General features: G+C 39.2%; 9 protein-coding genes. 4 read left to right on the top strand and 5 right to left on the bottom strand.

Annotation, left to right across the window (positions count from 1 at the left end; all coding sequences use genetic code 11):
- The first annotated feature begins 244 nt into the window (after window positions 1-244).
- From AACW45_RS20780 to AACW45_RS20770, 3 genes are all read left to right on the top strand, one after another.
- Window positions 245-1,138, top strand: coding sequence for an ABC transporter ATP-binding protein (locus tag AACW45_RS20780; RefSeq protein WP_190634385.1), 894 nt, complete (start codon window positions 245-247; stop codon window positions 1,136-1,138).
- Window positions 1,139-1,937: 799 nt separating this feature from the next.
- Window positions 1,938-3,893, top strand: coding sequence for a right-handed parallel beta-helix repeat-containing protein (locus AACW45_RS20775; RefSeq protein WP_190634383.1), 1,956 nt, complete (start codon window positions 1,938-1,940; stop codon window positions 3,891-3,893).
- A 412-nt stretch (window positions 3,894-4,305) separates the two neighbouring features.
- On the top strand, window positions 4,306-4,989 hold the full coding sequence (locus AACW45_RS20770; RefSeq protein ID WP_190634381.1) for a phosphoribosyltransferase: 684 nt from the start codon (window positions 4,306-4,308) through the stop codon (window positions 4,987-4,989).
- Window positions 4,990-5,014: 25 nt separating this feature from the next.
- Here AACW45_RS20770 and msrB read toward each other — a convergent pair whose 3' ends face one another.
- Window positions 5,015-5,512, bottom strand: a complete 498-nt coding sequence (gene msrB / locus AACW45_RS20765; protein WP_190634379.1) for a peptide-methionine (R)-S-oxide reductase MsrB — start codon at window positions 5,510-5,512, stop codon at window positions 5,015-5,017.
- Window positions 5,513-5,827: 315 nt separating this feature from the next.
- On the opposite strand from msrB, the gene AACW45_RS20760 reads away from it, so the two are divergent.
- Window positions 5,828-7,051, top strand: coding sequence for a serine hydrolase (locus tag AACW45_RS20760; RefSeq protein ID WP_190634377.1), 1,224 nt, complete (start codon window positions 5,828-5,830; stop codon window positions 7,049-7,051).
- Window positions 7,052-7,054: 3 nt separating this feature from the next.
- Here the strand turns inward: AACW45_RS20760 and AACW45_RS20755 are convergent, their stop codons facing one another.
- The 4 genes from AACW45_RS20755 to AACW45_RS20740 form a co-directional block, all read right to left on the bottom strand.
- Window positions 7,055-7,972, bottom strand: a complete 918-nt coding sequence (locus AACW45_RS20755; protein WP_190634375.1) for a hypothetical protein — start codon at window positions 7,970-7,972, stop codon at window positions 7,055-7,057.
- 31 nt (window positions 7,973-8,003) lie between these two features.
- A complete protein-coding gene (locus AACW45_RS20750) occupies window positions 8,004-8,942 on the bottom strand; it encodes a nuclease A inhibitor family protein (RefSeq protein WP_190634374.1) in 939 nt (312 codons plus the stop codon).
- A 71-nt stretch (window positions 8,943-9,013) separates the two neighbouring features.
- Window positions 9,014-9,634, bottom strand: a complete 621-nt coding sequence (locus tag AACW45_RS20745; protein ID WP_190634372.1) for a hypothetical protein — start codon at window positions 9,632-9,634, stop codon at window positions 9,014-9,016.
- A gap of 194 nt (window positions 9,635-9,828) precedes the next feature.
- Window positions 9,829-13,833, bottom strand: coding sequence for a hypothetical protein (locus AACW45_RS20740; RefSeq protein WP_190634370.1), 4,005 nt, complete (start codon window positions 13,831-13,833; stop codon window positions 9,829-9,831).
- Between the last annotated feature and the right edge of the window lie 100 nt (window positions 13,834-13,933).

The raw sequence follows: 13,933 nt of genomic DNA, 5'->3' as shown, positions 1-13,933 counted from the left end.
GTTTTAAAAGTCCTATCGTTGGTAGTAAAACGTTTTAGATCCCCCTAAATCCCCCTTTAAAAGGGGAGGCAGTGCGTTGGGCGGGTTTCCCGACTTGAAGCAACTGCCGTGGACTTTGAGAAGTTTCCCCCCTTTTTTAAGGGGGGTAGGGGGGATAAATAAGTGAAAAGGTACAGCCAAAAACTTTTCAAACAACCTCTTAACCAATGCCCAATGCCCCATGCCCCATGCCCATTTATAATCTATGCTGACAATTCAAAACTTAAATAAATCCTATGGTAAAAGACAAGTTCTGAAAAATTTGAACTTGCAAATCAATTCTGGAGAAATTTATGGCTTAATTGGTGCAAATGGCTCTGGTAAAACAACTACGATTAATATTATTTGTAATTTACTGCAAGCTGATGATGGGGAAATTAAAATTAATCAGCAATCGGTTTCCGCAGCGACGAAAAAAATTATCGGTGTAGCACCGCAAGAAAATTTACTTTATAAAAGTCTCTCTTGTGCCGAAAACCTGAAATTTTTTGCGGATATTTATGGATTGAATCGAAAAGAACTTCAGCAACGTATTTTAGATACCTTAGCATCTGTAAATTTATTAGATAGAGCAAAACAACCAGTAGAAACGCTTAGTGGTGGAATGCAAAGACGGTTAAATATTGCAGTAGCTTTAGTACATCAACCACAGTTAGTAATTTTGGATGAACCAACAACCGGGTTAGATATTGAGGCGAGATACGAAATATGGGAGTTAATCCGCCAATTGAAAAATCAAGGAATTACGGTTTTACTGACAACTCACTTATTAGAGGAAGCTGAACGCCTTTGTCAGCGCATTGGCGTTTTAAAACATGGTCAAATATTAGCTGAGGGTAGTTTAGCAGAATTAAGAAAATTAATTCCCGCCGAAGAAATTATATTAGTGCAAACTGAGTCTGAAGAACAAGCGATCGCAAGAGCCAAAGAATATGGTTTTACCCATAGGCGTTATGGTAGTGATTTGGCTTTCTGGTTACCGGAATCTCTGGATTTAAAGGAAATTATCGCCCGGTTTGATGGTATAGCTATTAATTCCATCGCCCGTCAGCCTGTACGTTTAGAGCATATTTACCTGGAATTAATGCAGTACAGCTAACAATATTTATGCCGTAATATCAGATTTTTTGTTGTTTTTGGCTATTTTTATAATTAAACCACATCTATTTTGAGAACCATAGTTTTAAAAGTAGTGGGAGCATCTTGCTCCCTGTTAGTAGTAGCGGGCAAGACTTCGGCGTGAGCGCTCAGTCGAACGCTGCCCGCACTACTCCTGGTTTCAAAATGAACGAGGTTTAATTGTGAATATCAATTCAATTGCAGCAGTATTTTTGATGTGTTAGCATACTTTGAAGCAAAATTAGCAAACACAGCAGTAATTTTTTCGAGAAATATTTCTATAATCCGAGGCTTTCATTAAACAAGAACTTGTTATCAACTTTTGCTTGATTTTGTTTGCAATTACTTATCAATATCAACTTGAGCTAACAAAAAATCAAATATTTTTTTTATAAAGGTTGCATAAAGATGACAAATTGTGTAACATCTGTCTAAAGTAAATTCGTCCGGGCAAAACTACTAGATAAAGTTAAACTTATAACTATAATCTAAGTAAAATTGCTATAGCGAATAAAGTTTGGCTGAAGTTATAACGTTTGCATGAACTGAATGCTGTTGATTTAAATCAATCGAAACAGCGATAAATTGTTGCATCTAAAAAAAAGAGGAATATCCGACTGAATATCGTCACTAATTCCTCAATATCAAATTGAAATCAGAAAAGTCATCACAGCAGGGTGCTCTGAATCCCATCATCTCGACTAGTGGTGAATCACAGAAGTGGTGATTCTAGGCAAAAGTCGGACTGAAAACCTTATTTATTTACGGGAATTCAAAGCATGACAATTATTAACGTAACTACAGCCTCTGATAGCGGTGTCGGTTCTTTGCGCAATGCGATCGCTTCTGCAAAAGCAGGAGATACCATCAAATTTTCCTCTAACCTTGCTAATAAAGTCATTAAACTCACAAGCGGGGAAATTAGCATCACCAAGAATTTGACAATTGATGGTTCGGGAGCAGCAAACTTAAAAATTAGCGGTGACGGTACAAAAAGAGTACTAAATATTGACAGACATGTTGATGCGAAAGTGCAAAACCTGACGATTGCTGACGGTTATACTAATGACGCTGGCGGTGGTATTAAGGTTGGTCAATACGGTTCGCTGATAGTCGAGAACTGTAAATTCAATAATAATCGTGGCGGTAAAGGCGGAGCTATCTTTGTCGGTTACAGCGCTAAAGCTACAGTCATCAACAGCAACTTTGATAAAAATGATGGTACTGTAACCAAATCTGGACATAGCAGTGGCGCAATTTCTACCTTTGGTTCTGGCGATCTGACTGTCAGAGGTTGTGAATTTACTAATAATAAGGGAGTCAATGGCGGTGCAATTTATAGTCTGCTGGGTGGATTGACTGTAGAAAACTCAGTTTTCCGCAATAATAGTTCAGCAGGTGATTTGGGCGGTGGTGCAATCTGTACCGATGGCGCTAATGCAGTAGGATCTGGCTCCTCTGTCGGTGGTGTAATCAGTATCCGTGGTAGTCGATTTGAAAACAATCAAGCCCAAGGAGAAGGCGGCGCACTCTTGCTTTATGGTTACGCAAAAGACCAAATTCTCCTAGAAAATAGCACCGTTGTTGGTAACACAGCTAGCAAGAATGCGAAAGGAATTGCCAGAGGCGGTGGGTTGCGAGGTAATAGCGCACTCACAATTCGCAACGTCACCTTTGCCAATAACACCGCAGAGAAACAAGGAGGTGGTGTGTGGTTAGATGGTGGTTCAGAGAAAAATATTATCAATAGCACCTTTTCCGGCAATAAAACACTCACAGGTGCTGGTGGCGCAATGCTTTTGAATAGCGACAAATCCACCCCTGTGAATATTATTAATTCCACCATCGTGAATAACTATGCCGGACGAGCTTGTGGAGCCGTTTGGATTAACGATCCAGCTGCGCCTGTAACTTTAACCAACTCGATTGTGGCTAATAATAAAGCTGTAGATTTATCGCAACAACAAGTTGGCTATCAACTCCAAGATGGTGGTGGAAACATTGAATTTCCCGCCCCTTCACGAGGTAGAAGAGTTGTAGCCGGTAGTCGGATTGTCGATCCGCTTCTCGGGCCTTTACAAAAAGTTGGTAATTCTTTATTGCATCCTCTGTTAGCTGGTAGCCCCGCCATTAATTCTGGGAAGACTGGTGGTATTATCCCCACAATTGATGCTACAGGAATGGCGCGAGATAGTAAACCAGATGTTGGTGCTTTTGAGATATCTTCTCAAATGAAATTAACAGCTATGAATATAAGTATGTCTGGCCCGAACCTCTTACGCGGTACTAGAGGTAATGACACGATTAATGGCAGTTCTCGCAGCAATATCATTCAAGGTGGTGATGGTCACGATATCCTTACAGGAGGTTCTAGTAACGATATCATTCAAGGTGGCGAAGGTAACGATGTCTTGAGAGGTGGTAAAGGTGTCGATATCTTAAGTGGTGTAGGCGGTAACGACCGATTTGTCTATAACAGTGTTTCCGAAGGAGGCGATAAAATTCAATATTTTGAAGCTGCAAAAGACACAATCGATCTGCGCAAAATTATGAGTGGTGCCAACTTTAATAGTTCTAATCCTTATCAGGCATATATCAGAAAAGAGCAGGTTGGTTCGCATACAGTTGTGAGGATTGATTCCGATGGTAGTCTCAGCGCCAATCAATTTCAAACATTGCTGACGTTGACTAACTTCAACAGTAGTAATCTGACGGAGAAAAATTTCCTGCTTTAGCTTAGGGGTTAGGGGCTAGAAGAGCCTAGGGACTAGGGGCTAGGGGCTAGTGTTTGCAAAGCTCCAAAGCCTTTAGGCTCAATCTTGAGGCTTGACACCGAATTCCTGAGTAAAATGAAATTGAGAGCATTCATTCACTTTCTTTTTTAAGTCATCAGCAAGGTGTCGTTAATACTCACAAGTTTCTCTGTGTGTCATCGGCAAATAGGTACTGGTAATTCAGGTAGTATAATAACAGCCCACAGCAGGAGATATATTTTCAGAATTTGATAGATAATTACCAGAAACATTAGCAGCTTGATTACTAATGGCTATAGCTAGGCAATCGAGCAAAGAGAGTAGAATCGGCAAGCCTTCTGTATGTTCCACAGAATTAAGCGATGCGTCGCTCTCACCTGATGGAGGTAAAATTATGTCTATCAAGTTCCGTACCCGGACTGAGGCTGGTAAGTTGTTAGCCAGAGAACTAACAGCTTATGCTGACTGTAAAGATTTGTTGGTTTTAGGTTTGCCTCGTGGGGGTGTACCGGTAGCCTATGAAGTGGCAAAGGCGTTAGATGCACCATTAGATATTTGTATAGTCAGAAAAATTGGTGTACCTGGTCATCAAGAATTAGCAATGGGTGCTATTACTTCGGGAGGAATTCGCGTTTTAAATTCCGATGTCATTAATTCTTTGGCTATTACTAGTCAGACAATTAACCAAGTAGCAGCTGATGAATGGCAGGAATTGCAGCGCCGCGATCGCGTTTATCGTGGCGATCGCCCTCCGTTAAATGTTAAAAATCGTACCGTTATTTTAGTTGATGACGGTATTGCTACTGGTTCAACTATGCTGGCTGCTATTACTTTATTAAAACAGCAAGAACCTCACCGGATAGTTGTTGCAGTTCCTGTTGCTCCGCCGGATACCTGCGAAAAAATCAGCGAAAAAGTAGACGAAGTTGTGTGCTTAAAGATGCCAGAGCAGATGTATGCAGTTGGCGTCTGGTATGAAGATTTCTCGCAAACTACCGATGAAGAAGTGCGCTATTTAATGTCTAAGCAGTTACAGTTGATAGCTGCTTTGGGTGAACCATCAGCTGCAAACAGCTGATGGTTTTGGCGATTTAAATTATTGCTCAACTAGCAATAAACTTTAAAGCCGCACCATTCATACAGTAGCGCTTACCAGTAGGTGCAGGCCCGTCATTAAAGACATGGCCTAAGTGTCCGCCACAGCGATGACAATGGACTTCTACTCTGGTCATAAAAAATGACTTATCTACCGATGTGGCGATCGCGTCTTCAATCGGTGCGTAAAAACTAGGCCAGCCTGTACCACTATTAAATTTAGTTTCAGAAGTAAATAGGGGTAAATCACAGCCAGCACATACATAAGTCCCTGCTGCATATTGCTTATCTAAAGGACTAGTACCAGCGCGTTCAGTACCGTGTTTACGTAATACATGAAACTGTTCTGGTGTCAAGGTTTTGCGCCATTCTTCTTCTGTTTTAGTGATTTCAAATTCATTTTTTGCAGCTGTCATAACTTCTGATTTCCTGGTGAAATATTTTGATAAAAATGCTGTACCTACAATTACTGTACTAGCTTCTAAAAAATAGCGCCGATTTTTCATTGGTCAGAGACGCGATGAATCGCGTCTGTACAATTGTCAGTTGTTTTCCTCATCTTCCTTATGGGTGGGGATTTTAACTTGCTTATTTGGTATTATGAGCGATCGCTCTGAATTAACCCTGATAGCAAGATGAAAATCTTCTAAGAATTATAAAACTTACGCAACTGGTACAAGGGATAAAGGTTAGGATTGTCAAGAGTCAATAGTCAATAGTCAATAGTCCACAGTTGAGAATTTTTAACCAATGACCAATGACTGATGACTATTGAGAGGCTCAACTAAAATTTAAATTTATACTTGGCTTTCCTTCAGAATATGTTATTTGCAACTGTATTATTAACAGCCAGTTTGCTTTCATCAAATGGTGTATTAATAAAACCCATAGAGCAAAATTCATTACCAATTGTCCAAGTACAATTACCGAAACAATCTGCTATGAATAAAGCGGCGTTAGAAAGACTATTAACTAGTGAAAAAGTGCAAGCTGATTGGTTTAGTTCTGAGTTTTTAGCGCATGTGCCTATCTCTCAGATTGAGCAAATTATCTCTAGTTTAAAACAAGGATTAGGCGATTATCAAAAAGTAGAAGAACAAGGTAAAAATTACAGAGTTGTGTTTGCGCGTGGTTATGTACCGACGCAAATCGGCCTCGATAGCAATGGTAAAATTGCCATGCTATTTTTTCAACCGCCTGTAGCTAACTCCCAAGATTTAAAAGAAGCGATCGCCGAATTGAAAACTTTACCGGGTAAGGTGGGTTTTCTGGTTCTCGAAGGGAAAACAGAACGCGCGGCGTTAAATGCTGATACTCCTCTGGCTGTGGGTTCGGCGTTTAAGTTAGCAGTTCTGCAAGCGCTAAAATCGCAAATTTCTGCCAAAGAGCGATCGTGGGGGGATGTTGTCGAGTTAAAATCAGAATGGAAGAGTCTGCCATCTGGTATTTTACAAACCTGGCCGGATGGTTCATTGTTAACTTTGCAGACATTATCGGCTTTGATGATTTCTCAAAGTGACAATACTGCCACTGATGCTTTAATTAATATCATCGGCAGACCAACAATAGAAAAGATTACACCGCGCAACGTTCCTTTGCTGACTACTCGTGAATTGTTTATCCTCAAAAGTTCTAAGAACCAAGAGTTACTAAAACGCTATCGTAATAGTAATGTAGAGGAAAAACGCGAAATTTTACAATCCCTAGCTCAACAATCCTTACCAGATGTTAGTGAATTTACGGGAAACCCAGTAGCTTTAGATATTGAGTGGTTTTTTACGGCGCGAGAACTTTGTAGTTTGATAGAGCAAGTTGCTGATTTACCGTTAATGAGTATCAATCCTGGGGTAGCGAATGCGGAAGATTGGGAACGAGTAGCTTTTAAAGGTGGTTCAGAATCCGGGGTGCTAAATTTGACAACTTGGCTCAAAGCGAAGAATGGAAAGCAATATTGTGTTGTGGGAACCTGGAATCATGACGCACCTTTAGAACAAAATCGGTTTATGACAATATATAGTAGTGCGATCGCGGGTTTAAAAGACTAACTGCTAAGGATTATATTCAAATTCACTGGTGGAACGAACGCCAATCCAATCACCGGGTGGGGTTTGTCCAACTTCGTAGGTGTAACCCAGATCCCAAAAACTGATATTGTAGAGAGTGCGATCGCGCAAACACTGGTTCATAAATCGGCTGAGTTTGCGGCTATTGTCAGCATCGCTAGCATACTCAACCGTTGGCTTTTCTATTACTACCATTGCTGCGGCTTGCAATGCAAGTTCAATTGCAGATATTTTAGTTTTGGCGTATGCACCTACAAGGTGATGTTCATAAGTATAGTTATATCCGCCGTGATAGTAGCCGTAAATGGTAATTGGTGTGAGATGATCGAGAAATAATTGAACTTCGGTTATTAAACTTTCATCAGTTAAAGTTGCTGATTTTTCACGGAAAATTTTCGTTGTGGGTGGGTTTATTTTACGGCGATTATAGCTGACTTGATCGGGAACAGTAGGCGCAAGACATAACCAGTTATTATTTTTAGTTTCAGCTACTAGTATTGATACAGAAAAATCAGGGTGTCTCCATTCAAAACTTTGATGGTTTGATTTGAGGATAGATAAACTATAAGCTTGTAAATTTTGACAATTGTTAGTCAGGATATGCTGAATTTTTTGATAATATTCTTGGCGTTCAGCAGCAATAGTTTCATTCCAGTTATTGTTTTTGCGTTCGGAACGAGTTGGAGCATACTCACCATATTCTTTTTGATTTGTAGGCGTTCCCCATTCCTCAATATTTTGCCAATGTTCAAAAGCGAGTTCTATGTCGGTTAGGTTGACAAATCTTTGAGAAATCATCAAATTCCATAGGTTAAATTCTCCTTGGTAGATAGTTTCCCAAATAAAAGCATTAGAACAGAGGATTTCTAATGTACCCAGCAATTTTTCTGTTTCAGCGTGCATAGGTTATTTTAGTTAAATGTTAAATTCAAAATTATGGATTATAGACAAATTCACTCTTGATATATACACCTGTCCAATCGCCACTAGTAGTTTCACCAATAAGGTAGATATTTTCCTGAGTCCAAAAACTAAATCTGTACATCATTACTTTTGCAAAATTAGATTTGAGAAATTGATTTAATTTATTGTGTTTTGCATATTCAGCTTCAGAATCGCTATACCAATCGTATAAATCTTCTTGCTTGGAATAGAAATTGTTAAATTGACTAATTTCTAACATTCCTGAAGCTTGGAGAGATTGTGTAATTGCAGCTTCTTTGGTTTCAGCAGCGCTATAGACAATTTGATAATCGTAACTATAGTAATAACCGCCGCCAAAATCTCCGTTTAAATTAATTGTTCCCAGTTCGGAAGTAATTGCTTGCAGTTGCGAGATTAAATTTAGTGTATTTTCTCCTAATACTTGAGTAGGGATAGAGTAATTCACAGGATTGCGAGAAATTAGTCCTTGGGGAATATTAGTTTCTTTATAAAGAGTCTGGAAAACAGCAACCCAATCTCCATCTGCTGTTTTACCAACAATTAAACCAACTAAATCGTCTGAGGGAAAGTAAGAGGAAGTTTTGACAAAAAAAGATTCTAAATCTTGTAAATTATCCCTTATGATTTGATATAAGCTTTTTATTTTATTAGCCCAATCAGTTTGTTCGTTTTCTTTGAAGTCAAAGCTATTAAAATTAGTCGCATAATCCATTGTCCGCCAACTCTTGATTGGATTCTCAATATCTGTAAGTTTTAACCAATTTTGAGAAAGGCTAAGATTGAGAATATTAAATTCACCTTTTTCGGTTGCATCCCAAACAAATGGGTAAATATATCCGCCATCTTCATGTCCGGGTAAATGAAAGCCAGATTTAGAATCAAGAATTACTTGAATTGTTGCAAGAATTTGTTCTGTTTTTGGTTGCATAATTTCAGAGATTAAATGTTAAGTATATTGAAGGTGTGTTATCAAAGTGAAACACACCTAAAATTGCTGATTTAGGAAGATGCTGTAAGTAAAGCAGGTTGAAAGGGTTGTAATAAAATTCCCAAAATTTTATTCACATCATTAATGTAGTATTCAACTGCATCAATGTATGCTGTTAGTCCTTCCAAGATTAAAAATCGCCAGTTCGTACCACTAGTGACAACTCCATAAATTGTCTTGACTTCTTGTTGATTCTTTTGATTGAATAATTGGGCTGCTACCATAGTGGCTATACATTGTCCTAAGCCACTTTTAATATTTTCATTTTTGGCTTCAACAACAGTTATCACAGGCGCTTTTATGTAAAACTGTTCTTCAGAACCACAGAGGATGAAATCACAAAATCCATTCAATCCTTTACTAGCATCCACATCAAAATCTGTGCCAGAAAACAGCGAAATTTGATAATTTAACTGTCGCCTAACTTCTGTGAGGATTGGCATAATCAGTAATTCTGAACGAGCTTTTTCAGTGTTAATTGCAGTTGCTAGTTGAGTATATTCTTCTAAAAGAGTTGTTAAGGTGCTGGAAGGTTGAACGGGTGACACATCTTTGAATAAATTACGCTTTTCATCAATTACAAGTTGAAAAGCTTCTCGAACTTTAGCAAGTGTAAAATCACTGTATGGCATCTGCAACATCCTCAATTATTCACAACTAAATTTGGAATGTTTCCAAATATATAAGTTTATGCAAATTCGGGATTGTAACCTAACCGAGAGATTGAATAAACGAACCGCGAAGATAGGAAGAACACAAAGGTAAGAGGGTTAAAAAGAGTTTTTGCATCAGTCTTATCTATTTTTGCTTGTATTGGGATGCTCTCCTAAACTTTAGCTGCTACACGAACAATGCGATTACTATCTTGCGCAAGTTGTTGGCGTAATTCTGCTGGAGTTGCGGGGTTATCTGCAACTGCGTAGCGTTCTAGCCAAGATTGAGATTGTGCTGCTTGTGTTAATATTTCTGGGGGTGTTAGGGGATGGAGTAAGGTTACTAAGCGAACAAAGGCGTTTTCGGAATTCGCGTATTCTGCAAGTATGGTTGTAATGTCATCACTGCTGGGGTTGTAAATGCGGTTGATTCCGCGCAAGGTGGTACTCGTGGCTTGCTGGGTGTTGGGTTGGATAACAAAATCGCGCAGCGTTTGTTTAATAGCCGCAGGGGTATGAGGATGAAGTGCAACAGCACGACGAACTTCGATTTTTTCATCAGTTGCTAGTTGTGTCAGGATTGTTTCTGGTGAATGTGGATTATTAGCAATGACTACACGAACAAATGCTTCTTCATCTTGTGCTAATTGTTCTAAAATCTGTACAGGTAAATTCTGATGATTCGCAACATTTGCACGGACAACTTGATCTGTATCGCTGGCTAATATTTCCAGAATATTCACAGGAGTATTTGAGTTAGCAGCAACTAACTGACGTACTTTAACTTCTGCATGGTTAGCAAGCTGTAGCCAAATTTCTGGTGTAATGTGGGGATGATTGGCGATCGCACTACAAATATTAGGATGAGAATTTTGCGCCAGTCTGGTTAAAAATTCAGCGCTGAGGCTGTGATTGCGTGCTAGGGTAGTTAACACAGACTCATTTGACATCGCCATGAGTCTTTCAATAATTGTTGGTGGGAGATTTGCTTGCGCTGCTATTCCCTGATAAACCTGTTGTAGGTTACTTTCCATCAAGAATTCTAACAGGTTGGGGGGAATTTCCCGGCGATCGCAAATTGCATAACAAATTTGTTCGTAGTCTTGATTTTTTGTATCTGTAAACCTTAATAGCAGTCTTTCGAGGAATTGGGGGGGAGTGTCAGCACGACGCGCGATCGCCCACAAAACGGGGCTATAATCATCATTAATTAAGGGTTCTAAGGCAAAAATCGGGGTATTGGGATGATGCGCTACAGCCGAACGAATCCATGATGTTTTGTAGTTAGCTAATTTTACCAATATCTCTGCTGGCATTTCGGAATTTCGCGGCTTGAGTAGTTCATCTAAAGCTTTATCTCGAAATCGGAAGTCCATTTTTAAAGTATTTTCTACAGCTTTTGCTAAAGCTTTAGCAGGTGTTTTCCCATTCCAAGGATTAACAACGCCTTTCTCTACCCCCAAAAATTCTAAAATATCCACAGGTGTATTTGGGTTACGCGCCAATGCTTCCCACACTTCTTTATTAGAGTCATTAGCCAGCTTTCTCAATAATTCCTCTGGAGTGTCAGTATTAGCAGCAACCTGCGCTCTAATTTGTGCTGATTCATCATTAGCTAAATGTTGCAGTACTTCTACAGCAGTTGGTTTATGCAGTCGCTTCCTAGCTAAACCTGCGCGAACATTTAAACTAGAGTCTTGTGTCAACTCTAATAAATTGCTGAGTGGTAAATTAGCATTTTCTGAGACTACAGAACGCACAGTTTCATCTGCATCTTTTGCGAGTTGTTGTAATACTTGAATTGGAGTTTTATGACTACGTGCGGCGGTAATTTTAGAATTGCGATCGCCTTTTTCTAAAACCTGCGCTAAAGCATAAGGACTATCAGCACGACGCGCCATTAATTGATGCGCTTCTGTAATTTCTTGTTCTTCCGCGATCGCTAATAATATCCGATGGCGTTCTCTTGCAGACAAATGAGGATTTTTGATGATATTTCCTCGAATATTGGCAACATTATTACTTGTCTTTTCTAAAGGTTGTTTAGCAAGTTGCAGTAAAATATTAATCGGCGTACCGGGATTTTCAGCTACCCAATTTCGCGTAGCACTATTAGTATCTTGAGCTAATTCTGCTAATGCACTAGCAGGTGCATTGGGATTGCGAGAAACTGCTTGACGACCGACACCAGGACGAGTCATTAATTGGTTTATAATTTCTGTTGGAGTATTAGGATTTCTAGCGATTGTTTCTTGAATATCGTTCCAATTTGTCGAGAGAAGTTGCTGAAAATACTCTTTGCGTTCGGCTTCGGGAACTTGAGGATTATAAGCTAAAGCCATCCGCATATCGCAATCATTTTCGTAAGAATTTAATTTTTCTAAAGGACGAGTGAGTTGCTTTTGCAATTTTTCTCGTAAAGGTACTGGTAGACTAGGATTACCTACTAAGGCTACAGCAACAGTGCGATCGTCTTTTACCACATCTACCAGCGTATCGGGAATTTCTAATATATTATTGATAATTTTTTGTCGTTCTGACTCTGATATAGTTGGCAGAAATTGTTTCCATTCCTCGTTTACCTGTTCGTAAAAACTTTTATCTTGGCGGTATCTTCCTTGTAAATCGCCAACATAAGTATAATTTTCTAGTAATGTTGTCCATTGATAACTTTCAATTAAATTAAACCATTCCTCAACATCAATTGATATTTGATAGGGAGCCAGAATTTTTCTGATTGCATCCATACAAAAATCAGCTACAGATTCTCTGTTATCTGCTTCTGGATTTCTAGTTAAAAGGCGGCGGAGTTTGAAGCGGAATTTATTTTGAGGTGATTCCTGTTCAACTATCTGTTCTAAAATCGCCACAGGTGTTTGCAAATCTGCGGCGATTAGCTTGAGAACATCCCTTTCTCCAGCTTTAACTAAATCCTCTAGTAGCTCAATTTTTTTCGCTGGATCAATCAGAGAATTTTGGGCAATTGCCAGCTTAATATATGGATGGGGATATTGAATTAAATGTTCTAAAATTTCTAGCGAAACTTGGGGATGTTTGGCAACATCAACCAAAAACCTCATATCATCTCTAATCCATTGCTCAAAAACTTCTGGTAATGGTAGATGCGTATGCTTTGCTCGTTTCGCTACTCTTAAAGCTTCTAAATCAACATTCGCTAATTCAGCTAAAATCCATGTAGGTGTATGCGGTTGTTGTAAAAATAAATAATTATCTCTTACCCCTTCATTAAATAATCTTTCTAAAATACTAGTCGGTAAATTTTCTCTTCTTTTTAAAAGTTGCTGCTGAGTGGGAAATAATTGATGTAATATCTCTTCCGTTGCATTGAGATGTTCGGCTACAGTTGCTTCGATTGTTTGATTTTGATATTGCGCTAATACAGCTAACACAGGTGCGGGTGTTTCTGGATTCTTCGCCACTGCTAACTGAATTTTATATACCCTATCTCCAGCCAACTGCATGAAAGTTTCTGCTGTCGCACAAGGATTTTGCGCCACCGCCAAGCGAATCCAAGCCCAACGGCTTTGTGCTAACATTGCTAATTGTTCTGCATCGGTATTCCAGTCAGATGCAACGGTATATTGTCCTTCCACTAGTTCAATTAATGATGGTGGACAACTGGGGTTAAACTTTACTGCTAACCTAATAGGTAATTCTAAATCCCCTGCTAGTTGTTCTAATACTGCTAAGGGTGTTTCTGGTGATTCTGCAACTTGTAAGCGTGGTTCTAAAGTTGGTTCTTGCGCCAAGCGTTCGAGTAATTGTAAGCGATATTTTAAGGGTATATGGGGATTACGCAACCCAGGAATGAGCTTTTCTGCGGGAACCCATTCGCTGAAAAAGCATGGCGGTACAGTTCCCAATTTGAGCAATTCTACAGCTAATCGGTCATTTTGCCCTAGTTCCTGTTGTTGCAGTATTTCATCTACCGCCTTTTGCCAATTTTCTGTGATTTCTCCCGCATAATTTACGTGTAAACTAGCGGCTTGTGATACTTGCTTATCAGTGCTATTAACTAGGATTTCTAAGAGCGATCGCGGTGTTTCAATGTAGTTTGCAACAGCTAATTGCAATTCTGTTGGCTGCTGTAATAACTGTTCTGGTGTATCTAAAAATGCTTGTAAATCGGCGGCGCTAACTAGCTGAAGAGGTTGCATGATAATCACACCCAACTTAATAGTACATATATACTATAAAAAATGACTGTCAGTAAACTACAGTCACACTTTTTATGCATATCTTCATAATTCCCAAAAT

Source organism: Calothrix sp. FACHB-168 (genome assembly GCF_963889195.1).
In the GTDB taxonomy this organism is placed as follows: Bacteria; Cyanobacteriota; Cyanobacteriia; order Cyanobacteriales; family Nostocaceae; genus Aulosira; species Aulosira anomala_A.
This window is presented reverse-complemented; position numbering and strand designations above follow the sequence as displayed.